Below are 24,375 nucleotides of genomic sequence, written 5' to 3' on the forward strand. Positions count from 1 at the left end.
CGGAGTGGCTTTTATTTATTTTGTAAACTTAACAGGATATTTTAAGTTTTTGTATTCGTATAATTCAGCATTTAAAGACCCAACCATCAAATTTGCTTTGATATGGACAGGAACTAAATTTTCGTCATCTGTTACCCACATAGTAACCGATTCTGATTCTTTAAATACACGTCCAGATTGAACGTATGGTCGAATTTTAATTGTATTAACTTTCCCGAATTTAGTTTTCTTCACTTCTCTTCCTAAAACTTTTAAACGGAATTTATAAGTTTCATCACCTAAGAAAATATTTTCGTTGATGAATTCTCCTGTTTTTAATTTGGCATGATCTACATTTCTCATGTTATAAAAAGCAGATAATAAATCTTGTGCATCTACAGGAATAGTTTCATAAGTAACTTTTTTGTGTTTACGATCGTCAACTTTAACTTGTTTACGCGCATGATCAAAATAATAAATCTGATCACGTGTATAACCACCTTCATAAATATCACGAATAAATTTAGAAGGTTTCATGTTTGATTTATTGATGTAAGATTGGTAATTATCTTCGACCTTGTAAAATGCTCTTACAGCACCACTAGAGTTTCCTTTACCAACGATGTGGAAATGATTGCTTCCGTTATAATTCGCATCCTTTACTTCTAGAGTGGCGAAGCCTGCATTTAATCCAGTATAATGAATTCTAAATTTTAAAAATTCGCCAGTTTTAAAATTCTGTGCATTGGCAATTGAAAATGAAAATAAAATTGTAAGTAATAAAGAAATGTATTTTTTCATCTTTTATATTTTGTTGATTTTATAATATTCAAAAGTATTGCCAAAAATAAAACTCGTTTCCAAAATCAAATGTTTTTGACTTGAAAACGAGTTTTTTTATGTTTTTATTTTAATACAACTTTCTTTAGATTGTTGTAGAAGTGTCTAAATTTTCAATGTTTTCTGCATCAGTAGAAGTTTCTAAAGACGAAACATTAATAACTTGAACAATTTCTGGGACATACTTTTTAATAGTCATTTCAACACCAGATTTTAATGTCATCTGGTTAACTGAACAAGCGATACAAGCACCTGAAAGACGTACCTTAACGATATTATCTTCAACTGATACTAACTCGATATCTCCTCCATCTTGGTTTAAAAATGGACGAATCTCTGTTAACGCTTTTTCTACTTCTAGATATTTTTCTTCTGCAGTCATTTCTTATTTATTGTTGTTAGACGAACATCCTGCCATAGTTGTAATACGTACAGCCTCTGTTGGAGGTAATGTACTGTTACGTTCTACTAAACTAGCAACAGCATTTCTAGCAATATTCATATAAACTTCAGACACGACAGTACCTTCTTGTAATGCAGCAGGACGTCCAACGTCAGCAGCCTCACGAATAGATTGAACAATTGGAATCTCTCCTAAGAAAGGAACACCAATCTGATCAGCTAAGTTCTTAGCACCGTTTTGACCAAAGATGTAATATTTGTTATTTGGTAATTCTTCAGGTGTAAAGTAAGCCATATTTTCTACAATTCCTAATACCGGAACGTTAATTGCTTCCATTTGGAACATTCCAACTCCTTTCTTAGCATCTGCTAACGCGATGTTTTGTGGAGTAGAAACTACAACTGCACCAGTAATCGGAACTTGTTGTACGATAGATAAATGGATATCTCCTGTTCCTGGAGGTAAGTCGATTACTAAGAAATCTAAATCTCCCCAATGCGCATCACGGATCATTTGGTTTAAAGCTTTTGCAGCCATTGGTCCACGCCAAACAATTGCTTGGTCAGTATCTGCAAAAAATCCAATTGATAATAATTTTACTCCGTAAGATTCTACTGGTTTAATTTTAGTTTTTCCGTTTACTTCAACAGAATATGGGCGACCATCTTCACAATCGAACATGATTGGCATAGAAGGTCCATAGATATCAGCATCTAATAAACCAACCTTGAATCCCATTTTAGATAAACTGATTGCTAAGTTAGATGAAACTGTAGATTTTCCTACACCACCTTTTCCTGATGCAACAGCGATGATATTTTTTACACCTGGTAATTCAGAACCTTTAATTTCTTGAGCTTTAGGTTCAGCTTCTACCGTAATGTTTAACTTTAAGTTTGCTTCTGGCAAGTTTTCTTTGAAGGCATTCTTTAAAGCGACTTCTAAACGCTTTCTTTCATGCATAGCTGGAGATGGAGATACGATATCTAAGTGGATATCATTTCCCATAACTTGTGCATTACGCATCCAGTTACGAATTCCTAATTCTTCTAAGACTTGATAGATTTGATCTCTTGTATAAGCCATTTTTGTTATATTAAATCATGCAAAATTACTAACAAACTATAACTTATCTAAATCTATCCTTGTGATTTTAATCGTTTTGCCTTATTTTTTGATAAATAGAACTAATTTATAGTATATTTAACCTTTAAATCAGACTATGGAAGAGCATATTATTTATCTTAATAAAATAAGAAGAGAGATAATAGACGAGCTTTCTCAGCATACTTTAGAGCAATTATTGTATATCCCAGTTGGTTATAAAAATAATATTTTCTGGAACGCTGCACATGTTTTAGCTACACAGCAATTAATTCATTATTACCTTTCAGAAAATAAAATGTTAGTCGACATGGATTTTATACGTACTTACAAAAAAGGAACGTTTGGGAATAGCGCGGCTACAGAAGAAGATGTTAATGAACTGATGGAACTTTTAGAAAGTACTCCTATGCAGTTATTCAAAGATTATCAAGGTGAAAAATTAGCGAGATATCGTACGTATCAAACGTCGATGGGAGTTGAATTAACTTGTATAGAAGATGCGATTATGTACAATAACATTCACGAAGCGATGCATCTTGGGTATATTTTGAGTTTAAAAAAGAATATTCCATTTTAAAATAAAAAGTCAAACCCAAGGGTTTGACTTTTCTATTTTTATACTTCGTATGGTTGAATAATTTAATTAATATTCTAAGAAACGAACTTTTTCTTCAATCGGTTTACGTACAGCCGCAGGCAATTCGTTATCGTATTTTCCCATGTAGAAAATACCAACACATTTTTCTCCTTCTTCCATTGGCGTAAATTCGTCTACGTTAGCAATTACATTTAATGGAGATGACCAATAAGCTCCAATTTTTAAAGCAGAAGCCATTAACCACATATTTTGTACAGCCATAGAAGTAGCTGCTAATTCTTCCCACTCCGGATTTTTATATTCATTTACGAAATTGATCAAAATGATTTTGTTCGATTTATCACATTTCTCAATTAAAGCATTTATTTTACGATCGCTTAAATCTTCTGGTGGCGTTCCTTGTACGTAAATTCTTTTCACGTACTCGCGGAAACGATCTTTTGCTGGTCCTTCTAAAACCACAAAACGCCAAGGTTCTGTTTTTTTGTGAGAAGGTGCCCAGTTTGCCGCTTCAAAGATTTGATTTAATTCTTCTTTCGTAATTTCTTCTTGATTATATTGAGGAGGAAATACTGATCTTCTTTTTTGGATAAGATCTAATAATTCTGCTGGATTCATGTTGTAACAATTATAATTTTTATGCAACTAATAATGCAAATTTACATTTTTTAAAACCAATTATTTATAAAAAACGATGATAAGAACGATTGACCAAATTAAATTAGAAAAAGCTAAAACTGAAAGGGTAGATATCAGAATTGGAGATTATTTAAATCAAGCTTTCACGATCTATGGAAAACATTGGCAACAATTTTCTTTGTTCGCATTAGTAGCAGGATTAATTTATGTGTTTTCGGTTATCACACTTGTAGGTCCATATTTAGTGATGTTCCCATTGCAAATGGGATATGGAAATGTTGTTGATAAAATTGAAAAAGGTGAATCTTTCGAGTTCAATGATTTCTTTATTGGGTTCCAAAAATGGACAAAATTCATCCCATTCTTTTTAATATTGATTGGTATTGGTTTAGCTGTAATGATTCCTTATGTTTTGATTTTAGGCGGATTCGGAATTTTTATGGAACATTCAGATGTTGCTGCACCAATTTTCGGATTATCGTTTTTTGCAATTTTTCCAATTTATATGATTGTAATTCTAATTGTAATGGTTGTGATGTATTTACCACCTTATTTAATATTTCACGGTAATTTGGGAGCTGTAGATAGTGTGAAAACTTCAATAGCTATTGCAAAAAAGAATTTTTGGTACCTTTTATTATTTGTTCTTCTGTTTTCTATTCTTTCGCAAGTTGGTATTTATGCTTGTGGTATCGGAATTTTAGTTTCTATGCCAATTGCGTATATCATGAATTATTTGATGATAAAAGATGTGTTATTGCAAGAAGGAAATAATGAAATAGATTCTATTGGGCAATCGCAAGAATTATAATATTTTTATAGAATGTTAACAACGCATTCGATTTTTGAACAAATGAATAAATTGGGAGCTGATAAAGTTCCCTTTTTTTTTATGATTGATTTTTTGAAAGAGCATGGAGAAGTAATCCCTTTAGCGGATTTACTTGATGATATTCAATTTTCAATGCATGCCGAAAAGCAAGAAATTTCACACAAAGATTTTTTGTTTGCTAAGCATCCAATTTCTTACGAAGATTATCAAAAACAGTTCAAAGTTGTTCACGATAATTTGATGTTTGGCAATTCTTATTTAACAAATCTTACTTGCGCCACACCAATTAAAACGAATTTGTCAATTGAGGAAATTTATAAATTAACTCAAGCAAAATATAAACTGAATTATAAAAATCAATTCGTTTGTTTTTCACCAGAGATTTTTGTTCAAATCAAAAATGGTAAAATTTCATCCTATCCGATGAAAGGAACTATTGATGCTTCGATTCCTTATGCGAAAGAAATTATTTTAAATGATGAAAAGGAAGCGGCTGAGCATGCAACAATTGTGGATTTGATTCGAAATGATTTAAGCTTAGTTTCAAATAACGTAACTGTAACAAATTATCGTTTTATTGATGAATTAATTACGAATGATAAAACATTGTTGCAAGTAAGTTCAGAAATTGTTGGAGATTTAGAAGATGATTTTATATCTCAAATCGGAACAATTTTCGATAAATTACTTCCAGCTGGTTCTATATGCGGTGCGCCAAAGAAAAAAACGGTTGAAATTATTTTGGAAGCCGAAAATTATAACCGTAATTTTTATACCGGTGTTTTCGGAGTTTTTGATGGCGAAAATGTAGATTCAGCAGTAATGATTCGATTTATAGAACAAGAAAATAATCAATTAATTTTTAAAAGTGGTGGCGGAATAACCGCAAAAAGTGAGTGCGAAAGCGAGTTTAACGAAATGATTCAGAAAGTATATGTTCCAATTTATTGAAAGTATTTGTTGTCTTAATCGCGAATTAAGAAACATAGATTTACACCAAGAAAGATTTGAAAGAACTCGTGCAGATGTCTTTCCTAATGCACCTTTTATGAGCTTAATTGAAGCGATTCAGATTCCGGATGAATTATCAAATGATAAATATAAAGTGCGAGTGATTTATGGAAAAGAAATTGAATCTATCGAATTTATTCCATACGAAATCAAAGAAATTAACACGATTCAATTACATAAAATTGGAAACGAAATCACGTATGAGTTTAAATATGCTGATCGATGGTTTTTTGATGAATATATCAAAGAAACTGGTTGTGATGATTTAGTTTTGGTGCGTGCTAACTATATAACAGATGCGATTTATTCCAATTTAATATTTTTTAATGGTATCGAATGGCATACGCCAACAACAAGTTTGTTACAAGGTACAATGCGTGAAAGCTTGTTACGTGAAGGCAAAATTCTTGAAAAAAATATTAAAACTCGCGACTTAAAAAATTATTATTCATTCAAAAGAATCAATTCGATGATGAATTTTGACGAAGCACAAACTTTTGATATCCAAGTTTTATTAGATTCTCTATAATATTAGTAGAGATATTTTGTTTATATCATATTTCATTTTACATTTGCATCAACTTATCAAGAAAGGTGGAGGGATTTGGCCCGTTGAAACCTTAGCAACCGGATGACTTTATCAAGGTGCTAATTCCAACCTTAAAAAGGGAAAGATGAGTGGTGAATTTTCTCAAATAAATTCCTACAGATTTTTTTAAGGTTTTCGATTTCTTGATTTATTAATGATTTAATAAAGATGAAAAGAAACAAATTTTTGTTAGCGACACTTGCCTTATTTGCAGGGACAGCTTTGTTTGCACAAGAAGTAGAAGAAGAAACAAATTCGTTAGATGAGGTTGTTTTAGTTGGTAATCGTGCCAACAATCGTACAGTGGTTAATTCTGCAGTTCCTGTAGATGTGATCAATGTAGAAGATTTAATTAAACAAGCGCCACAATTAACAGTTAATGATATTTTAAACTACGTTATCCCTTCATTTAATTCGGTTCGTCAATCATCATCTGATGGTACAGAACATATCGATCCAGTGACTTTACGCGGAATGGGACCAGATCAAGTTTTAGTCTTGATTAATGGAAAACGTCGACACACAACTTCGTTGGTGAATTATCAAAACACAGTTGGTAATGGTTCTGTTGGGACAGATTTAGGTGCAATTCCGGTTTCTGCCATTAAAACAATCGAAGTTTTACGTGATGGAGCGGCCGCTCAATATGGTTCGGATGCCATAGCAGGTGTTGTAAATGTGGTATTGAAAAATGCGCCAGGAGGAGAAGCATCGTTAACATACGGACAAACTGCCGAAGGTGATGGTGAAACGTATAACTTTAATGGAAGTTATGGTGCGAAATTAGGAAAAAATGGTTCGATTGTTTTTTCTGCTGTAGTTTCAGAACGTAAGAAAACAACGCGTACAGGCGATCATAATTTAGATATTTATGGTGATAATTTTGCCTACGATTTTGCGGATGATCCAGCAGGAGCAAGAGCCGCAGATGATGCTTTAATTGCTGCAAACGGTTTAACTCGTGATGATTTTAAATTCCAGATTGGTGATGCGCAAATTAGAAATCAACAATTTTTTGTGAATGCCGAAACTGAATTAGCCGATCGTTTAGAATTGTACACGTTTGGTGGCGTTTCTTTACGTCAAGGAGAAGGTTTTGGTTTCCGTCGTTTACCAAATGAAGTTCCTTCAGAATCTCAATCTATTTTTCCGAACGGATTTCAACCTGTTTTAAAATCAAATGTAAATGATTATTCTAATTCAACAGGATTACGTTACAAAACATTAAACGATTGGAATATTGATTTATCAAATACGTTTGGATTCAATGAATTCAAATACAATGTAGATAATACAGTTAATTATTCGTTAGGAGCAAATTCGCCAACTTCATTTTATGCTGGGAAACATTCTTTTTTACAAAATACAGTGAATTTAGATTTTTCTAAAAAAATTAATCAGAATGTAAATGTAGCTTTTGGAGGTGAATATCGTTACGAAAAATATCAAATTGAAGCAGGTGAAGAAGGTTCTTACAAAGATGGAGGATCGCAATCTTTTGTTGGGTTTTCGCCAGATAATGCGGTAAAAGGTGATCGTAATTCGGTTGCAGCTTATGCTGATTTAGGTTTAACATTTGGTGATTTTACTGCTGATTTAGCTGGACGTTTCGAAAATTATTCTGACTTCGGAAATACAATCAACGGTAAATTAGCTTTACGTTACGAATATGCAAAAGGTTACTCAATCCGTGGAGCTGTTTCTACTGGATTTAGAGCGCCATCTTTACAACAAAAATATTTTAGTAATTCTTATACCGACTTATATGTAAATCCTGATGGAACGCAATCTTTAGTTACAAAAGGAATTATTAGAAACTCTTCTGATTTAGCTCAAAATGTAATCGGATTAGACGAATTAAAAGAAGAAAAATCAGTTAATGCGAGTTTAGGTTTAACCTTCAGACCAACATCTAAATTTTTCATCACATTAGATGGATATTTCATTAAAGTAGATGATCGAATTGTCTTAACTTCAGATATTACAGATCCCTCATTAGAAGCAAATGGAGTTTCGGCTGCGCGTATTTTCTCGAACGCTATTGACACAGAAACAAAAGGAATTGATTTAGTTGTTTCTTATCAAACACGTTTAGGAAAAGGAAATTTCAATGCGAATTTATCTGCCAATGTCAACGAAACAAAAATTGTAAATTATCATTTCCCGAGTTCATTAACGGTTCCTTATAATCAATATTTCGGACCAGATCAGGTCAATATTATCGAAACTTTATCTCCAAAAGTAAAAGGTTCATTAAACTTAGGATATTCTATTGATAAATTTAATTTCTTAGTTCGTAATACGTATTTCGGGAAAGTTACAAAAGATGGATATCCATGGGGAAGTGTGCAAGAACATAGCGGAAAAGTGGTGACAGATTTAACTGTTGGATATGATGTAACTAAAAATGTCAACTTTACGATTGGAGCAAATAATCTTTTTGATATTTATCCAGACGAACAAGTTTACGAAAATTCTTATTACGGAGTTTTCAAATATGCACCAGTACAAATGGGTGTAACAGGAGCATATTATTTTGCTCGATTAAATTTTAGATTTTAATACAAATTAAATACAGTTTACAAGTGTCATAAAAGTCGTACTTTTTAGAAGTCGTTTTATGGCACTTTTACTTTTTATCACGATGGGAAAATTAAAAATAGGATGGAAGACAGCTACCGCATTAGTCGTATCGAATATGATTGGTACAGGAGTTTTTACAAGTTTGGGTTATCAAATTGCTGACCTTAAAAACACCTATTCTATTCTTTTATTATGGTTGATTGGCGGATTTTTAGCTTTGATTGGTGCTTTTATTTATTCAGAATTAGCCTCTAAATTCAAAGAATCTGGTGGAGATTATATTTATTTATCTCGAACGTATCATCCAGTTTTGGGTTATTTATCGAGTTGGGTTTCCTTGTTTGTTGGATTTTCAGCACCAATTTCGTTAGCAGCTTTAGCAATGATAAAATACTTGAATGTTTATGGTTTGGATTTAGGAAAAGAATTCGCGATCGGAATTATTTTAGTCGTTGCAATTTTCCAATCCTATAGCCTGAATTTGAGCAGTAAATTCCAAAATGTTTTTACAGTTTTAAAAGTAGTTTTTATTTTATTATTGATTGGATTAGGACTTTATTTTGTACCATCCATTGAACCGAATGCCATCGTTTTAGATTCGTCTTGGCAAAATGAAATTATTTTACCGGCTTTCGCGACTTCCTTAGTTTATGTAACATTTGCATACACAGGCTGGAATTCGGCTTCATACATTGTTGGAGAAATTGAGAAACCAAAAGTTAATCTTCCAAAAGCCTTATTTATAGGAGTGATTTTTGTGACGATTTCTTACATTTTATTGAATTTTGTTTTTCTAAAACACGCTTCTTCAGCAAGTTTATCTTTACAAGAAGATGTTGCAAATATTGCTTTTGTAAATGTTTTAGGACCAAATGGAGTAAAATGGGTGAGTTTATTTATCGCTTTACAATTAATTGCTACAATTAGTGGTTATTTATGGATTGGTTCTCGATTGACACAAGCAACGGCGAAAGAAAATAAATTGTGGAGTTTTATGGCACCTGCCAATAAAAATGGAATTCCATTACGTGCGATTTGGGTGCATACAGCAATTAGTATTGGATTAATTTTCACAGGCGATTTTGAAGTAATTTTTACTTATACATCTTTTGTTTTACAAATTTTAGCAACTTTAGCTATATCTACAGCTTTCTTCATCAAACAAGATCAATTAAAGATTATTAAATCTAAATTTTTCTATGTTTTACCTGCAATCTTCTTAGCGTTTAGTTTATACATCTGCTATTTTGTGTTGATGCAAAAAACAAAAGAAAGTCTGTTTGGGTTGGGAATCATTGTTTTAGGATTGATCTTATTTGTTTTTGATAAAAGGATAAGATTAGAAAAACCTGATAAATAAATTTAGTTTGTCTTTGATATTTTATTTGTTTTAAATAAAATATAGCAATCATAAATAAGCGTAATAGAAAAACCAATCGTTATACAAAGCCCAAATAACGCATAATTGAAAACATTTTCATGGAATATTTGATTTCCGATATGAAATACAGGATTGGATTTTTTGAACGTTGCACCGATCGTAAAAGATATTAATACAATTAATACATATATTTTTATTCTTAAATAGTTGTAATTTTTCATTTATCTTTTTAGTATTATTTTAGTAATTAACGAGAGATACATAAATTTATTTTTAGAAGTTTATTTTACATAAAATAAAAAAAGCCACTTCTTAAGAAGTGGCTTTTTTATTTAGAAATAAATTATTAATCTTTAATACCGTTAAAAATATATTGTAAAATCGGATTGATTTCCGGTTTTTCCAAATGCTTTTTAAAGATTTTAGTAAAATACTGAGGCGAATTAATCATCTTACGATCCACTAATTCATCAATAGTATCTACATATTCTACAGAAGTTTTACCAATTAAAAGGTTGTCTAATTTCTTTCCTTGATCGATATAATTCAAGATAGTTTTTAGGCCTTTTAAGTATAAAGCATCTTTTGTAAACCCACCACCACGATACACACGCGTAGTTAAATAGAATGCATTTTCCGGAGCCATTTTATATTCTTCCATCAATGTTAAAAACGTTTCATTAAACGATTTTCCGCTTGTTAACATATTTACAGCTAACACGCGTAAACCTAGTTCGCGTAAACGATCGTGGTTGATAGAATCTGAATAATATTCAGATAAAATTGCTAAACCTTCTTGCGTTAAAGTATTAACAGGTAAACCAATCGAAAAGATTTTTAAAGGCTGTTTTAAAGCATTCATTGTAGTAACCATATGTACACCAATTTCGTGCTCAATTAAACCTTTTGTAAATCGTTTATCGAATTTTACACCTTTCTTAATTACAACTTTTTTCTTTGAGTTGATTACTAAAGCTTTTGACGCAATATGGTCAGAAACTTCAATATCAAATTGAAAACCGTAATCTTGTGTTGCGTTTTTAAACAATTCTACAACTTCATTCTCATTAAATTCTCCTTCCTTTTCCATACGGAATTCAGGACAATAAAGAACGAAATTGGCATTATCAACATCTTTTTTTGATGGCTCGCCAAAATAACGTAACGAATTGTATAAGAATTTATTTGTACCAAGATTCGCTAATAAATCAACTTTATCAAAGTATGCATTAATTGTATCTACATACATATTTTGAATACTGATATCGTTGATTTTTTCAACCTTGATATTCGATAATTTTCTTTTAAATTCGAATGGATCAATATTTAAAGGATTGTACTTGAATTGTGGCTCGTATTTATAATTAGAAGCCAAAAATTTCTTCTTTTCAAACTCAAGATTAATCGGATTGATTACACTTAATAACTCGAAATCTTTAACTAAGCTATAAAGTTGTTTATCAATTTTAATTAAATCAGATTCTAATTCGTTGTGTAAAATATTTACTTGTTTTGAAACTTTATAAGAAGTTTCGTTTTTAATGAATTCGAATGCGTGATTTAAAATTGCTGTTTTAAATCCTTCTTTTATTTGGTTGATTACTTCAGGGAAAGATTCACCAGTTAATTCATCACAGTAAATTTTAGAAACTTCAGTAGCTAAAACCAAAGTGTCTTTAAATTTATTAGTAATGAAACCTAACAAATATCCACGTCCGTAAAAAACATCATTTACCGCAGTATAATTATGTATATCTCCTAATTCGATCAGGCTTAAACCATCACGCCAAGATTCAACATAATCCCCAAATTTCTGATGATCAACTAATTCTGCACCAATGTTAAAAACAGGAACAGGTCGGTCCCAACGTTTCCAGTTGTAAGAATGAATGTCGTAAACGACACATTTTTTAAACTTAGATTCTAATTTCTGGATTAAAGCTTCTACTACTTCGTAAAACGCGTGATGTTTAGCTAAGCTTCGTTGTTTTTGGGATTCACTTAATGGAGTTTCCCATACATTTTTTCCCCATGCTTCTTCATAAATAGCATTGTCAGGATCACGATTTAAATCGTATTCAAAACGAGAATCACAACCTTGTATTAAGATAGGGAAATTTCCTACGAATTCTGCTGTATGCGGATCTTCTTCATACCAACGTTCGTAGGTAGACAAACTACATTTTTCTAATACATCATCGCGCATTTGTCCACCATCATGGATAGCAGCACAAACGTAAGGTATATATTCATCAATTTTAATCTTGAATGATTCGTCTTCAGCATATGCTTCAAAGACAACTTCATTCTCAATATTTTTGATGATTTGTTGTATTGTTAAAATTTTCATTTTTTAAATTCTTCGTATTTCTCTAAAATCATAGAGATAATTTGTTTTTGGATGTCTGTATTTCCGTTTACATTATTGTGAGGAACGATTCCACCAGGACTAACCACATTTAATTCAACCATTTTTCCGTTGATTAAATCGATTCCTGTAAAATAAATTCCGTCTTTAACTAAACGTTCACCCATTTGGCGACATAAATTGATTTCGTGATCAGTTAAATCATGCTTGATAGCTGATCCTCCTGCAGAAATATTAGAACGGTGATCACCAGCTGCAGGCACACGCATAATTGCACCAATTGGTTCACCATTTATTACAATAGCACGAACGTCTCCTTTTTCAGCACCTTCAATATAATTTTGGCAGATGATAGGTTGAGGTTTTCCATCGTGGTTAATGTAAAAATCAGCAATTGAGCTTAAGTTTCCGATGCTATTTTTTTCAAAAAGAACAACACCTTTTCCACCCATTCCATCTAATGGTTTAACGATAAAACGCTCAAAATTATATTCTTCTACAAATTGTTTAATTAACTCAACATCGCGAGTAATTAAAGTTTGCGGAACGATAGATTCTTTACCATCATCAAAAGATGCAGCATAGATTTTATTATTTGCTTTACGAAGACCAGAAGGTTTATTTACAAAGAATACTTCGTCTTCAATCATTTCTAACATGTTTAATAAAAGTGGATCAACAGGTGGATCACTTCTCATAAAAATTATGTCGAACGATGTTAAATCTTTTACTGCAGTTTCAAATTGCATTGTATGATAAAATTCAACGCAATCTTCCGTTTCAATAGAGATCAATTTATTACATTTTCCAACTACTTTTCCTTTGTTGATAGAAATGTCTTTTGTTGTTAAATAAGATACTTCAAAACCACGGTTTACGCATTCTTTTATTAAACGCATTGTGGTATCTTTTCCTGGTTCTACTTTTTCCCAAGGATACATAACGAAGCATATTTTCATATAATATAAACGGATTTTTAATTTGTTGCAATAATAGACAAAAGTTTGATAAAATAATTTAAAAATTAAAAATTGGCGAAAATTTAATATCAATACGTCTAAATATAAGAAAATCAAATAGAAAAACATAAAATAAAAAGGTGATTGTTTATTGATTTATAATAAACAATCACCTTTTTGGTTGTAAACTTATTAACTCTTATTCTTTTTTTCGTAATTGATCAATAGTTGTTTGAACTTCAGGATCTTCTGCTTTTACTGAATAGTATTTTGCTATTTTACCTTCTTGATCTAAAATTAAATAACGTGGAATCCAATTTAAATCGATTGAAGTTGCAAACTCATTTTTCCAGTTATTTCCCATATAATAATGGTCACCTTCTATTTGATATTTTTCAACTCCTTTTTTCCAAGCTTCTTCTGTTTTATCCATTGATAGGTAAACAAATTTAACGTCTGGATTGTTCGCTTTTAATTCTTTTAATTTTGGCATTCCTTTAATACAATCTCCACACCAAGTTGCCCATAAATCAAGTACAACTATTTGTCCATTGTATTCTTTTATTACATTTTCTAATGTTAATGAACTACCTTTTGTATCAACAACTTTATCTTGTAAAGCTATTTGTGAAAATTCTGTTTTCATAACAGTAGGAATTTTTTGTGCAAAAACTGCTAATCCTACTATTAGGCTTAAAATGCTAAATATCTTTTTCATTTTCTATAACTCATATGCTTTTATCCAAAAGCTGTACCAAAATAACTGAAATTAATTAAATCTTATTAATTTTTCTATCTGAATCTTAAATATTGTACCTTTGTTTTTATGCAGAAATATTTAATCATTGGATTGGGTAACATCGGTGCGAAATACGAAAATACTCGTCATAATATTGGATTTAAAGTTGTTGAACGTATAGCAGAGAAAGCAGGTGCTAAATTTATTCCATCAAATTTTGGAGAAGTTTGTCAATTCAAATTTAAAGGTCGCCCTGTTACTTTATTAAAGCCAAATACGTATATGAATTTGAGCGGAGATGCTGTTAGATTTTGGATGAAAAAAGAAAATATTGCAATTGAAAATATTTTTGTGATTACAGATGATCTTAATTTACCTTTTGGATCTATTCGTATGCGTGCCAAAGGAAGCGATGGAGGACATAATGGATTGAAGGATATTCAAAATAAATTACAATCTCAGGCTTATCCAAGATTACGCTTTGGTGTAGGCAATGAGTATCTTAAGGGACAACAAATAGATTATGTACTTGGAGACTGGACTGCCGAGGAGAATGAAATTATGAATGAGAGATTAAATCATTCTGCAGATGCAGCATTATCTTTTGTATTTGCAGGGTTAAATAACACAATGAATCAATATAATGGGAAATAAATTTGTTTTAACGATGGCTTTAGTTGGAGGAATATTATTTACATCTTGCCAAACTAATCAAGTAGAAAAAGTAACATCAACAGAAGAAATTCAACAGATTATTTCTTCTTTAAATAATGTAAATCAAGTTGATTTATCGAATCCAAATAATGTTTTAATTGATGTTCGTACGCCAGAAGAGTATGCTGAAGGGCATGTACCAGGAGCAATTAATTTAAATGTAAAAGACGATAATTTTTGGAAAAAAGTTTCTGAATTAGATTCTACAAAAAATTACTACATCTATTGCCGATCTGGTGTAAGAGCAAAATCTGCAGAAGCAATTATGTTAGAAAATAACTTGAAAAAAGTACATACTTTTCAAGACGGAATGTTAACATACGAGGGAGAAACTGAAAAATAATGGAAGGTTTACGACCTGAATTTTTAAAAGATATCGTTACAACAAAAATGCCTTTTGGGAAATACCAAGGTCGTTTGTTGTGTGATTTACCAATTTCTTATCTAGAATGGTTTGTAAGTAAAGCTGGCTTTCCTGAAGGGAAATTAGGTCAGTTGCTTTCTACAGTTTATGAGATTAAATTAAATGGATTAGACGAAATCATTTTTCACTTGAAAAAGAATTATCAATAAAATATAGAAGGATTACTAAAACAGTAATCCTTTTTTTGTATTTTAGTGCTACTAAAATATTTTAAAATGAGAAAATTACTATTTGCTTTTCTCTTTACTACCCTAATTAATTTTAACCTAAAAGCACAAGAATCATCAGAGATATCTGTAGGTGTCGGTGATGGTGTTACTTATGAATTATTTTTTGAGTTTGAAGGTCTAATCAATGGTTTGATACCTAGTATTACTAAAGGACATTATTTTACAGAAGATGTATCGGTAAGTACACCATACATTTTTCTTGATTATAGAAGACCAGTTTCAGATCGTATGAAAGTAGGAGCTCAAATAGGATATTATGCTTATAAAGGAACATCTACAGAGTATAGTTTCAATAGAGAAATTTATGAGGTTTATGATGTTAAGCGATCTGCTTTTGTGATTATGCCAGGTTTAGATTATACCTATTATCAACGAAATAAGTTTAAATTTTATGGCAATGTAATGGCCGGAGTTGGTATTACAAATTCAGAAGCAAAAGGAACAATGAATACATCTCGCTATGGTGAAGATAATAATGTGATTTTTGCTTTTCAAGTCAATCCTATAGGGTTATCTTATGGAGAAAATTTTAAAATTTTTGCTGAAGGTGGATTAGGTTTCTCAATAGTTAATGCAGGAGTTAGGTTTAAATTATAATATAAAGGATTACCAAACGGTAATCCTTTTTCTATTTATATAATCCAATTTTATCCAAATGTTCCCAAACGCCATTTGGTAACATTGGTTTAATATTTCTATTTTCTTTAACCGCTGAACGAATAAACGTTGAAGAAATTTCCATCAAAGGAGCTTCTACAATTTGTACATTTTCTAAGCTTTCATCTTGGACATATCCTGGTCTTGGATAAACATAAATTGGATATTTAGCCAAGATAATTTCACTATTTTTCCATTTGTGTAATCCTTTTAAATTATCAGAACCCATGATTAAACAAAACTGATCATTCGGATATCTTTCTTCTAAATGAATTAATGTATCAATGGTGTAAGAAGGTTTTGGTAATCGAAATTCGATGTCTGAAGCTCTAAGATTCGGATAATCTTTAATAGCGATTTCAACCATATCTAATCGATCAAATTCATTAGCTAAAGAAGCTTTCTTCTTGAATGGATTTTGAGGTGAAATTACAAACCAAACTTGATCCAAATCGGTAAAATTTTGGAAATGATTTGCAATAATTAAATGACCAATGTGTATAGGATTGAATGAACCAAAGTATAATCCGATTTTCATAGCAATATTATTTTTACAAACTTATTAACTTTTGTGGATAACGCGATAATTAAGCCAAAGAAATAAAAAAGGCTTCCATTTCTGAAAGCCTTTTCTATTAAAATTTTTGTAATTCTTTATACAATTGATGTACGGGTAGTCCCATTACATTAAAATAACTTCCGTCGATTTTTTCAACTCCGATGTAACCAATCCATTCTTGGATTCCGTAAGCACCAGCTTTATCGAAAGGTTTGTACTGATCGATGTAGAAATAAATTTCTTCATCTGTTAATTCAGCAAAAGTAACTTTAGTTTCAGCAGTAAAAGTAACTTCTTTATCAACTGATTTAATTGTTACAGATGTGTAAACAGAATGTGTGTTATTACTTAAAGCTTTTATCATTCGGTAAGCATCTTCACGATTTTCAGGTTTTTCTAACGATTCGTTATTTGCCCAAACAGTTGTATCAGACGTAATGATTATTTCATTCAGTTTTAAATCTGAATAAGCATTTGCTTTCTTGGCTGATAAATATTCAGTAATTTGATTTGCTTTGTAAATTTCACGGTCAAAAGATTCATCAATATTTAATGATAATGTAGAAAATTCTAAACCTAAACCAGCTAATAATTCGCGTCTACGAGGAGATTGAGAAGCTAAAATTAATTGCTTGTCTTTTAATTTATCTTGTAATAACATTAGACAGAAGGGATATATTTAGCATCTTCATTATACCATAATCCTTGTACTTTTAGGATTTGTTCTAATAAATCGCGTACACATCCTTTTCCACCATTTTCAGGTGAAATATATTCAGCAGCTTTACGAACATCCATACACGCATCGTTAGGGCAAGTAGATAATCCAACTAATCCCATAACAGCTAAATCTGGATAATCATCACCCATGTAAGCAATTTCGTCAGGATCTAATCCGTAAGAAAAAACTAAATCTTGAAAAGCATCAACTTTATCATGCGCACCAACATAAATGTCTGTTAATCCTAAATATTTTAAACGATCTACTACAGCCTGATCTTTTCCTCCAGTAATAACCGCGATACGAATACCTTTTTTAATAGCTAATTGCATAGCATATCCATCTCTCGTATTCATTGATCTAACCATTTCACCAGTTGGTAAAAGAATTAAATTTCCGTCAGTTAAAACTCCATCAACATCAAGAATAACAGTTTTAATGTTATTCAATTTCTCTTTGTAACTTATCATTAGTCTTCGTATTCTCTTTTAATCGAATCTGTTAAGATTTGATAGATTTGTAATAATCTTGAATCATTTTTTAATAAATCTAAATGTCGATTAACAATCACATCATCACCTCTACGAGCTGGTCCTGTTTGTGCATCGTGTGGCGTTAATTCTTCCACTTTATTAGCCGTTTCTTTGATTAAAGGAACTAATACATCAAAAGGGACATTATTCTTTTCGCAGAAATCGCCTGCAATTTTGTACATATGATTCACGAAATTACTTGCCCAAACCCCGCACATTTGTATTTCCATACGACTTTTAAAATCTAATTCGTACACATCATTAGAAATACGTAATGCAAATTCTTTCAATGCAGTTGCATCTTCAGGATTTTCAGCTTCTACGAAAAATGGAATTTCGTCGTAACGTAATTTCTTTGTTTTAGTAAATGTTTGTAGCGGATATAAAACACCTTTTCTATAATCACCTTTTAATACTGAAATTGGAGATGATCCAGAAGTATGTACAACCAATACATCGTCAAATGGTATGTAGTGCGAAAATTCTTCGATACCACTATCAGCACAAGCAATGATATATAAATCCGCTTTTTCTATTTCTGAAATTTTATCGGTATATGCTACACGATTTGCTTCACCAATTTCTTTCGCATGTTCTAATGTACGATTGAAAATTTGTCGAACGTTAAACGTATTTTCTATTAATGCACGAGTTAGGTGGAATGCAACGTTTCCAGCGCCTAAAATTACTATTGAATTCAAATTAGAGATTATCTTTTTTTAGATTCGAGATGTTATAAAATTAAGCTATTTATACGAGGTGTAAAAAAAAATGAAATTTTTTTAATATTAATTGTAACGTTTTATTTTTTTGTGCGTCTTATTGGGTAAATGAAGCAAATTGTGAATATGTATTATGTAAAACAAAGTACCTTGCTTTTGATTTAAACTATTATTTAAAAATTTACACAGATGAAAAAATATACACTTTCTATTCTATTCGCTTTTTGTTCCGTCTTTAGTATGGCACAAGAAGTACAGCCTGTTAAAGGACATGTTGTAAATGCTAAACAAGAAAAATTAGCATTTGTTTCGGTTACTTTAAATAAAGCTGAAGATGATTCTTATGTTACAGATTTAACTACAGATGAAGATGGAAATTTCAATTTTGAAGATATTACAGACGGGAAATATAAAGTTGTTATTACTGAATTTGGTTATGCGCAACACGAACAATTAATTGAAGTTGTAGATGGAGTTGTTGACTTGGGAACAATTCAGTTAACAGAAAATAAATCAGACCAAACAGTTGAATTAAAAGGTGTTTTTATTCGTAAAGAAACTTCACAATATCGTAATGAAATTGATAAGCGAGTAGTAGAAGTTGGGAATGATTTAATTGCAGCTGGTACTGATGCAGCTTCAGTTTTAAATAATATTCCTTCGGTTAGTGTAGATCAACAAACAGGTGCATTGTCGTTAAGAGGTAATGAAAATGTAAAAGTTTTTGTAGATGGAAAACCTTCATCTCAATCAGCTGCGGATTTATTGAAACAAATTCCATCAAACCAAATTCAACGTATTGAAATTATAACAAATCCTTCAGCAAAATATGAAGCAGACGGAAAGTCTGGTATCATCAATATTATTTTAGTTAAGGGACAAAAGAAAGGATATAATATTGGTTTAGTAACAGGTTATGAACAGGGGAAAAAAGCACGTTTTAATTCGTCGCTTAATTCGAATGTTAATGTTGGAAATTTCAATATTTTCGGAAACTTAAACTATGCTGATCGTCCAGCAAAACAACACGGAATCGGTCAAAATTTTGATCAAGATCTCGACATGTTGTTCGATATTTATAATAAAGGTAGAAATCTATCTTACAAAGTTGGTGTGGATTGGTTTATTAACGATAAAAATGCGTTAACAGTTTACACAAATCAATGGCGAGGAAAATGGGATAGTGTAATTAATTCAGATGTAGTTGAAACTGGATTAACAAAGAGAAATATTAATGATATTATTTCTGATAACGATGGTTTTGATTACAGTTTAAATTACAAATTAGATTTTGATAAAAAGGATCATAACATTGTTTTAGATGCTTTTTATTCTGAAAACTTAAGTGATGATAGTCGTGATTATACAAATACTTATCCTAATCCAGAATTTTATAATGAATTAAGAGATAATCAAACTAAAAATACACGTATTAATTTAGATTATACCAATCAGATTGAAGGTGCGGGTAAAATTGAAGCAGGTGTCCAATTCAGAAATGAAAAGACAGAAAACGTATTAAATTCTACACAAATAATTACTGAAGACGGATTAGATTTTAATCCAAATGTAAACTTTGATTTCGACCGTAAATTTTTATCAGCTTATACAAATTACAAGCAAAAATTTGACAAGTTTGGAGCGCAAGTAGGATTACGTGTAGAAAATGTTAAAGATGATGGTAATTGGTTATATGCTCCTGCAAATAAAGGAACAATTAAAAAAGATTATACAGATTTCTTTCCATCGGTTTTCTTGACGTATGATTTAACTGAAAAAACTCAAGTTTCATTTAATTATAGTCGTCGTATTGATAGACCAGGAATGTACCAACTAACGCCAGTTCCACAATTTACAACAGCTTTAATGACGAGTAAAGGTAATCCAGATCTAAATCCAGAATATACAAATTCAATTGAGTTAGGTTATTTAAAACAATTAGACAAAGGTTCGTTATCTGCTACAGTTTTTTATCGACATGTAACAGATAATATCATTCAAGGATTTACAAAGGATCCAGAATTAGATACTCGTTTTATTCAATATAATATGAATTACGATAAAGTTAATAATTACGGAATTGAAGCAAGTTGGAATTATAAAGTTGCCAAATGGATGAATGTTTTCTTAGCAGGAGATTTTACTTCGTCTGAAATGCAAGACGTTTCAACTGAAATATTAGACGCGAACGGAAACCCAACTGTTAATAAAATTACGGCTAATGTTTTATCGTTAAGAATGAATAATAATTTTAATTTATCTAAAAATTTAACATTACAACAATTTGGATTCTTTAGAGGTAAAACTAAATTTTTACAAGGAGAAATGTTAGAAATGTGGAGTATGAATCTTGGTTTACGTTACACGTTTATGGAAGGAAAAGCTTCTATATCTGCTCGTATGAATGATATTTTCAAAACGATGCGTGCTCGTGTAAATATGACGCAACCTTATTATGGTTATGCAAACTTTAACTGGGAGGCACATACATTTTACTTAGGATTTACTTACAACTTTGGTGGGAAAGTAAAAACAAGAGCAGAGGTTCAGCAAAATAAAACGGATCAATCTGGAGGAGGTATTGGATTACAATAAAACTAAATTCTTTTAAATATTTTTATAACTAAAAAGGAGATAAACATATGGTTTATCTCCTTTTTTATTTGATTTTTTTAAAGCTTATTTTTTACCAAAAAATCGATTTAAAACTACTGCGATTGCTCCATCACCAGTAACATTTCCGGCCGTACCGAAACTATCCATCGCAATGTATAAGGCAATCATTAACGCTTGATTTTCTGGACTAAATCCTAACATAGACGCAATGATACCAATTGCAGCCATAATTGCTCCACCAGGAACTCCAGGTGCGGCAACCATTGCAACTCCTAACATTAATATGAAACCTAAAAATTGCATAAAATCTATCGGCATTCCTTGGATTAACATCAGGGCTAAACAACACATTACAATTTTTATCATAGAACCTGATAAGTGAATTGTAGCACATAGTGGAACAGAGAAATTTGCGATCTCTTCGTCAACTCCGTTCTTTTTTGTTTGTGCTAAAGTTACCGGAATTGTAGCGGCAGAAGATTGTGTTCCTAAAGCAGTAAAATAAGCAGGTAACATATTTTTTAATAATGTAATCGGATTCTTTTTAGCAATTGTTCCAGCTATGATAAACTGTATTAATAGTAATACAACGTGTAGAATAAAGATTACTCCAATAATTTTTAAGAATACATTTAAGATAACCATTACTTGACCAGAATATGTCATATTTAAGAAAATTCCGAAAATGAATAATGGTAACAATGGAATGATTACGGCTTGAATTAAGAATGTAATTATTGATTCAAAATCATCTGCAAATTTCTCGAAAGTAGAGTTTTTTAGTTTTGATAATCCAATTCCAAACAAGAATGAAAATACCAAAGCTGGCATTACATCAAAAAACGGAGGAAATTCTATCGTGAAATATGGTTTTAATTCTTTTGCATTTTCAGCTAAACTAATTTGTCCAGTTTGGTTTTCTAATAAACTCGGGAAAATTGTCATGGCTGATGTATATCCTAACATTCCTGCAAAAATCGTTGATCCGTAAGCTATCAACACGGTTGTTAATAACAATTTTCCTGCAGTTTGTCCTAATCTTCCGATTGAAGGAACAATTAATCCTACAATGATTAGAGGAATTAAGAAGTTTAATAATTCGCTAAATAAATCATTGAAAGTAAGGAAGATTCTTCCGATACTTTCTGGAATAAAATTACCAATTACAATACCTAATATGATAGCAATGATAACTTGTATTAGTAAGTTGTTTTTGAGTTTGTTCATAGGCGAATTTAAAAATATTTTGCCAAAAAAAAGCGATATAGTAAAATCTATATCGCTTCAATTATATTTTTTGTTTTAATTATTTTTTTGGTAATCTAATGATTCGGGCAGAATCATTTGCATAAGCCTTTGATGAACCGACACGTTTGTAAGCAAATTTGCTTGCTAATCTTGTGTTTTCAGCAGAAATATTATTTAAGAAATCTCCTTTAGAATTCATTCTATCTACAATATCATAAACTGTATCATAACCTAGTTGTTCTGCACGTTTAGGTAAGTAACAATAAACATCTGCAAAATCTTTTAAGATACTTTTCGTTTCTTCGTTTCTTGTATTCATGATGTTACTTGTACTAAAAACAAATCCAAATTCGCGGAAAGCATCAATGTTAGCCGCATTATTTGTATCATAAATATCATAAACATCAACAGATTTAATTCCAAATGCTTTGATATTATCTTTGTTAAAAGTTTTTAAACGTTCTAAATATTGTTTTCCTAAAACATCGTTATCTCCAACCATAATTGCAGTAATTGGCGTAAAGTAATTTACATCTCCAACTTTGTCGTTTGGTTGAATGATTTTAGAAGCATCGTTAACGATAACAACATTAGCTTTTAAAGATTTTTCTAAAGTTTTCTTTGTGTAGTTTGCTAATTCTTGGTGATCAGAATCTGTTAATAAATAGATTTGTTCACCAGCAAAAGTTTTAGAAACTTCTTCAATAATCTGATCAGCTAAAACTTCTTCTCGTGGATTTGCAATTAATAAGTTTTCGTAATTATTTAATTCATCGCTTGTCGCATAAGGAGAAATAATTCCGATTCCAGATCCTCTTAAGAAATCTGCAACTTCTATAACAGCACCAGCTTTAATAGGTCCAATAATCGCATCTGTTTTTGATAAATCTTGAGTAGATAAAATTGATTGAATATCGTTTTCATCTTTTGTATCAATAACTTTAACGTTGATGTTTTTCCCTGCTTTAGTTAATCGATTTAAAGCAACTTTTGCTCCTGTAAAAAATTGCATTGCTTGATTGTTTTTTAATGAAGTTGGATTATCTGCATTAAAAGGTAACATCAATACAATGTTAATTTCGTTATCGTTGGCACGTTTTACTTTACCAGCTTCTGCATATTTTATAATTTTAGCATTGTTTTCTAATGGTAATTTTAAGACCATTCCGGCTTTTAAACCATTAATAGCATCAGGATTTAACGCTAACAATTCGTCTAAATTTGTATTATATCTATTGATGATATTATATGCAGTATCACCCGATTGAACTGTATAGTTAATCGTGTTATTTTCAATTACTGCACGACCAGATTTTTTAGGAATGTTAATAACCATTCCATTTTTTAAACCTTCCGTTTGTAATTGAGGATTTTCTGCATAAAAATCGTCTACAGAAACATTAAATTTCTTTGATAAACTATATAATGTTTCTCCTTTTTCAACAACATATCCATTAGATGATGGTACAGTTTCTTTTGGCTTAGAAGAAGTAACTGTAGTTGTCGTTGATTTTTTTGGAATACGAATTACATCGCCAACTTTTAATCCATTTTCTAATTGTTTTGGATTTAAAGATTTTAATGTAGCTTCAGTAACATCATATTTACGAGTTATTTGATAAATACTTTCTTTTGGCTGAATTGTCAAATAGATAAAGTTTTCATCTTCAAAATTAGTCGCAGAAGTTTGTTCATTATTTTTAGATGTTACAGCTCCAGGAATAATAATTGAATCGCCAATCTGTAATCCATTTTTTTCGATTGTAGGATTAGCTTTATATAATTCTTCTTGGGTTACACCATATTTTTTAGAGATTCCATATACAGTTTCTTTTGGCTCAACTTTATGTGTTTTTTGTTGAGCAAATAATACTGTAGAACCAATAAAAAGTAATAACGATACTATTTTTTTCATTTAAATGA

Annotated in this window: 24 protein-coding genes and 1 riboswitch; of the genes, 11 read left to right on the forward strand and 13 right to left on the reverse strand. The window is 30.9% G+C overall.

What is annotated here, in order from left to right; all coding sequences use genetic code 11:
• Window positions 1-15 precede the first annotated feature (15 nt).
• From EAH69_RS00025 to EAH69_RS00035, 3 genes are all read right to left on the reverse strand, one after another.
• A complete protein-coding gene (locus EAH69_RS00025) occupies window positions 16-780 on the reverse strand; it encodes a DUF3108 domain-containing protein (protein WP_121933164.1) in 765 nt (254 codons plus the stop codon).
• A gap of 124 nt (window positions 781-904) precedes the next feature.
• Entirely contained in the window at window positions 905-1,201 is a 297-nt protein-coding gene (locus EAH69_RS00030) for a NifU family protein (RefSeq protein ID WP_121933165.1), read from the reverse strand.
• Between the two features lie 3 nt (window positions 1,202-1,204).
• Window positions 1,205-2,308: an Mrp/NBP35 family ATP-binding protein gene (locus EAH69_RS00035; RefSeq protein ID WP_121933166.1), complete on the reverse strand. Its 1,104-nt coding sequence runs from the start codon at window positions 2,306-2,308 to the stop codon at window positions 1,205-1,207.
• Window positions 2,309-2,444: 136 nt separating this feature from the next.
• Between EAH69_RS00035 and EAH69_RS00040 the strand changes: the two genes are divergently transcribed.
• The gene (locus EAH69_RS00040; RefSeq protein ID WP_121933167.1) at window positions 2,445-2,906 is read left to right on the forward strand and encodes a DinB family protein; all 462 of its coding nucleotides are present in this window, start codon (window positions 2,445-2,447) and stop codon (window positions 2,904-2,906) included.
• Between the two features lie 66 nt (window positions 2,907-2,972).
• Here EAH69_RS00040 and EAH69_RS00045 read toward each other — a convergent pair whose 3' ends face one another.
• Entirely contained in the window at window positions 2,973-3,545 is a 573-nt protein-coding gene (locus EAH69_RS00045; RefSeq protein WP_121933168.1) for a nitroreductase family protein, read from the reverse strand.
• A gap of 76 nt (window positions 3,546-3,621) precedes the next feature.
• Between EAH69_RS00045 and EAH69_RS00050 the strand changes: the two genes are divergently transcribed.
• The 5 genes from EAH69_RS00050 (at window position 3,622) to EAH69_RS00070 (ending at window position 9,941) form a co-directional block, all read left to right on the forward strand.
• Window positions 3,622-4,377, forward strand: a complete 756-nt coding sequence (locus EAH69_RS00050; protein WP_121933169.1) for a DUF2189 domain-containing protein — start codon at window positions 3,622-3,624, stop codon at window positions 4,375-4,377.
• A gap of 12 nt (window positions 4,378-4,389) precedes the next feature.
• Complete coding sequence (locus tag EAH69_RS00055) at window positions 4,390-5,349, forward strand: aminodeoxychorismate synthase component I (protein ID WP_121933170.1); 960 nt, start codon at window positions 4,390-4,392, stop codon at window positions 5,347-5,349.
• Window positions 5,333-5,938, forward strand: a complete 606-nt coding sequence (locus EAH69_RS00060) for an aminotransferase class IV (RefSeq protein ID WP_121933171.1) — start codon at window positions 5,333-5,335, stop codon at window positions 5,936-5,938. The genes EAH69_RS00055 and EAH69_RS00060 overlap by 17 nt, the downstream gene beginning before the upstream one ends.
• Before the next feature lie 50 nt (window positions 5,939-5,988).
• A riboswitch (SAM riboswitch) is annotated at window positions 5,989-6,090 on the forward strand.
• A gap of 76 nt (window positions 6,091-6,166) precedes the next feature.
• Entirely contained in the window at window positions 6,167-8,560 is a 2,394-nt protein-coding gene (locus EAH69_RS00065; RefSeq protein WP_121933172.1) for a TonB-dependent receptor plug domain-containing protein, read from the forward strand.
• A gap of 58 nt (window positions 8,561-8,618) precedes the next feature.
• Window positions 8,619-9,941: an APC family permease gene (locus EAH69_RS00070; RefSeq protein WP_230466648.1), complete on the forward strand. Its 1,323-nt coding sequence runs from the start codon at window positions 8,619-8,621 to the stop codon at window positions 9,939-9,941.
• 367 nt (window positions 9,942-10,308) lie between these two features.
• On the opposite strand, the gene EAH69_RS00075 is transcribed toward EAH69_RS00070, so the two are convergent.
• The 3 genes from EAH69_RS00075 to EAH69_RS00085 form a co-directional block, all read right to left on the reverse strand.
• Entirely contained in the window at window positions 10,309-12,312 is a 2,004-nt protein-coding gene (locus EAH69_RS00075; protein ID WP_121933174.1) for a flavohemoglobin expression-modulating QEGLA motif protein, read from the reverse strand.
• On the reverse strand, window positions 12,309-13,289 hold the full coding sequence (gshB, locus tag EAH69_RS00080) for a glutathione synthase (protein WP_121933390.1): 981 nt from the start codon (window positions 13,287-13,289) through the stop codon (window positions 12,309-12,311). Before gshB ends, EAH69_RS00075 begins: the two co-directional genes overlap by 4 nt.
• Before the next feature lie 199 nt (window positions 13,290-13,488).
• On the reverse strand, window positions 13,489-14,007 hold the full coding sequence (locus EAH69_RS00085; RefSeq protein WP_121933175.1) for a TlpA family protein disulfide reductase: 519 nt from the start codon (window positions 14,005-14,007) through the stop codon (window positions 13,489-13,491).
• A 108-nt stretch (window positions 14,008-14,115) separates the two neighbouring features.
• On the opposite strand from EAH69_RS00085, the gene pth reads away from it, so the two are divergent.
• The 4 genes from pth to EAH69_RS00105 all read left to right on the forward strand — a co-directional run bounded on the left by pth (window position 14,116) and on the right by EAH69_RS00105 (window position 15,993).
• Complete coding sequence (pth, locus tag EAH69_RS00090; protein ID WP_121933176.1) at window positions 14,116-14,682, forward strand: aminoacyl-tRNA hydrolase; 567 nt, start codon at window positions 14,116-14,118, stop codon at window positions 14,680-14,682.
• On the forward strand, window positions 14,672-15,085 hold the full coding sequence (locus EAH69_RS00095) for a rhodanese-like domain-containing protein (RefSeq protein WP_121933177.1): 414 nt from the start codon (window positions 14,672-14,674) through the stop codon (window positions 15,083-15,085). Before pth ends, EAH69_RS00095 begins: the two co-directional genes overlap by 11 nt.
• A complete protein-coding gene (locus tag EAH69_RS00100) occupies window positions 15,085-15,315 on the forward strand; it encodes a DUF3820 family protein (RefSeq protein ID WP_121933178.1) in 231 nt (76 codons plus the stop codon). Before EAH69_RS00095 ends, EAH69_RS00100 begins: the two co-directional genes overlap by 1 nt.
• A gap of 66 nt (window positions 15,316-15,381) precedes the next feature.
• Window positions 15,382-15,993 carry a hypothetical protein gene (locus tag EAH69_RS00105; RefSeq protein ID WP_121933179.1) on the forward strand — a complete coding sequence of 204 codons (612 nt, stop codon included), beginning with the start codon at window positions 15,382-15,384 and terminating at the stop codon, window positions 15,991-15,993.
• 31 nt (window positions 15,994-16,024) lie between these two features.
• On the opposite strand, the gene nadD is transcribed toward EAH69_RS00105, so the two are convergent.
• The 4 genes from nadD to EAH69_RS00125 form a co-directional block, all read right to left on the reverse strand.
• Window positions 16,025-16,591 carry a nicotinate (nicotinamide) nucleotide adenylyltransferase gene (gene nadD / locus EAH69_RS00110; protein WP_121933180.1) on the reverse strand — a complete coding sequence of 189 codons (567 nt, stop codon included), beginning with the start codon at window positions 16,589-16,591 and terminating at the stop codon, window positions 16,025-16,027.
• Between the two features lie 97 nt (window positions 16,592-16,688).
• Window positions 16,689-17,273 (reverse strand): Maf family nucleotide pyrophosphatase, encoded by a 585-nt coding sequence (locus EAH69_RS00115; protein WP_121933181.1) that lies wholly within the window; start codon window positions 17,271-17,273, stop codon window positions 16,689-16,691.
• Window positions 17,273-17,803, reverse strand: coding sequence for a KdsC family phosphatase (locus EAH69_RS00120; protein ID WP_121933182.1), 531 nt, complete (start codon window positions 17,801-17,803; stop codon window positions 17,273-17,275). Before EAH69_RS00120 ends, EAH69_RS00115 begins: the two co-directional genes overlap by 1 nt.
• Window positions 17,803-18,567 carry a Rossmann-like and DUF2520 domain-containing protein gene (locus EAH69_RS00125; protein WP_121933183.1) on the reverse strand — a complete coding sequence of 255 codons (765 nt, stop codon included), beginning with the start codon at window positions 18,565-18,567 and terminating at the stop codon, window positions 17,803-17,805. Before EAH69_RS00125 ends, EAH69_RS00120 begins: the two co-directional genes overlap by 1 nt.
• 210 nt (window positions 18,568-18,777) lie before the next feature.
• Between EAH69_RS00125 and EAH69_RS00130 the strand changes: the two genes are divergently transcribed.
• Window positions 18,778-21,183, forward strand: coding sequence for a TonB-dependent receptor (locus EAH69_RS00130; RefSeq protein ID WP_121933184.1), 2,406 nt, complete (start codon window positions 18,778-18,780; stop codon window positions 21,181-21,183).
• Window positions 21,184-21,267: 84 nt separating this feature from the next.
• Here the strand turns inward: EAH69_RS00130 and EAH69_RS00135 are convergent, their stop codons facing one another.
• Entirely contained in the window at window positions 21,268-22,431 is a 1,164-nt protein-coding gene (locus tag EAH69_RS00135) for a dicarboxylate/amino acid:cation symporter (protein ID WP_121933185.1), read from the reverse strand.
• 79 nt (window positions 22,432-22,510) lie between these two features.
• Entirely contained in the window at window positions 22,511-24,367 is a 1,857-nt protein-coding gene (locus EAH69_RS00140) for a LysM peptidoglycan-binding domain-containing protein (RefSeq protein ID WP_121933186.1), read from the reverse strand.
• Between the last annotated feature and the right edge of the window lie 8 nt (window positions 24,368-24,375).

The sequence above is a fragment of the Faecalibacter macacae genome, from assembly GCF_003687725.1.
Classification (GTDB): Bacteria; Bacteroidota; Bacteroidia; order Flavobacteriales; family Weeksellaceae; genus Empedobacter; species Empedobacter macacae.

Excerpts from the sequence above, each read along its gene's own strand:
- EAH69_RS00025 (WP_121933164.1), bottom strand. The coding sequence starts at position 780 with ATGAAAAAATACATTTCTTTATTACTTACAATTTTATTTTCATTTTCA.
- EAH69_RS00030 (WP_121933165.1), bottom strand. The coding sequence starts at position 1,201 with ATGACTGCAGAAGAAAAATATCTAGAAGTAGAAAAAGCGTTAACAGAG.
- EAH69_RS00035 (WP_121933166.1), bottom strand. The coding sequence starts at position 2,308 with ATGGCTTATACAAGAGATCAAATCTATCAAGTCTTAGAAGAATTAGGA.
- EAH69_RS00040 (WP_121933167.1), top strand. The coding sequence starts at position 2,445 with ATGGAAGAGCATATTATTTATCTTAATAAAATAAGAAGAGAGATAATA.
- EAH69_RS00045 (WP_121933168.1), bottom strand. The coding sequence starts at position 3,545 with ATGAATCCAGCAGAATTATTAGATCTTATCCAAAAAAGAAGATCAGTA.
- EAH69_RS00050 (WP_121933169.1), top strand. The coding sequence starts at position 3,622 with ATGATAAGAACGATTGACCAAATTAAATTAGAAAAAGCTAAAACTGAA.
- EAH69_RS00055 (WP_121933170.1), top strand. The coding sequence starts at position 4,390 with ATGTTAACAACGCATTCGATTTTTGAACAAATGAATAAATTGGGAGCT.
- EAH69_RS00060 (WP_121933171.1), top strand. The coding sequence starts at position 5,333 with ATGTTCCAATTTATTGAAAGTATTTGTTGTCTTAATCGCGAATTAAGA.
- EAH69_RS00065 (WP_121933172.1), top strand. The coding sequence starts at position 6,167 with ATGAAAAGAAACAAATTTTTGTTAGCGACACTTGCCTTATTTGCAGGG.
- EAH69_RS00070 (WP_230466648.1), top strand. The coding sequence starts at position 8,619 with ATGGCACTTTTACTTTTTATCACGATGGGAAAATTAAAAATAGGATGG.
- EAH69_RS00075 (WP_121933174.1), bottom strand. The coding sequence starts at position 12,312 with ATGAAAATTTTAACAATACAACAAATCATCAAAAATATTGAGAATGAA.
- gshB (WP_121933390.1), bottom strand. The coding sequence starts at position 13,289 with ATGAAAATATGCTTCGTTATGTATCCTTGGGAAAAAGTAGAACCAGGA.
- EAH69_RS00085 (WP_121933175.1), bottom strand. The coding sequence starts at position 14,007 with ATGAAAAAGATATTTAGCATTTTAAGCCTAATAGTAGGATTAGCAGTT.
- pth (WP_121933176.1), top strand. The coding sequence starts at position 14,116 with ATGCAGAAATATTTAATCATTGGATTGGGTAACATCGGTGCGAAATAC.
- EAH69_RS00095 (WP_121933177.1), top strand. The coding sequence starts at position 14,672 with ATGGGAAATAAATTTGTTTTAACGATGGCTTTAGTTGGAGGAATATTA.
- EAH69_RS00100 (WP_121933178.1), top strand. The coding sequence starts at position 15,085 with ATGGAAGGTTTACGACCTGAATTTTTAAAAGATATCGTTACAACAAAA.
- EAH69_RS00105 (WP_121933179.1), top strand. The coding sequence starts at position 15,382 with ATGAGAAAATTACTATTTGCTTTTCTCTTTACTACCCTAATTAATTTT.
- nadD (WP_121933180.1), bottom strand. The coding sequence starts at position 16,591 with ATGAAAATCGGATTATACTTTGGTTCATTCAATCCTATACACATTGGT.
- EAH69_RS00115 (WP_121933181.1), bottom strand. The coding sequence starts at position 17,273 with ATGTTATTACAAGATAAATTAAAAGACAAGCAATTAATTTTAGCTTCT.
- EAH69_RS00120 (WP_121933182.1), bottom strand. The coding sequence starts at position 17,803 with ATGATAAGTTACAAAGAGAAATTGAATAACATTAAAACTGTTATTCTT.
- EAH69_RS00130 (WP_121933184.1), top strand. The coding sequence starts at position 18,778 with ATGAAAAAATATACACTTTCTATTCTATTCGCTTTTTGTTCCGTCTTT.
- EAH69_RS00135 (WP_121933185.1), bottom strand. The coding sequence starts at position 22,431 with ATGAACAAACTCAAAAACAACTTACTAATACAAGTTATCATTGCTATC.
- EAH69_RS00140 (WP_121933186.1), bottom strand. The coding sequence starts at position 24,367 with ATGAAAAAAATAGTATCGTTATTACTTTTTATTGGTTCTACAGTATTA.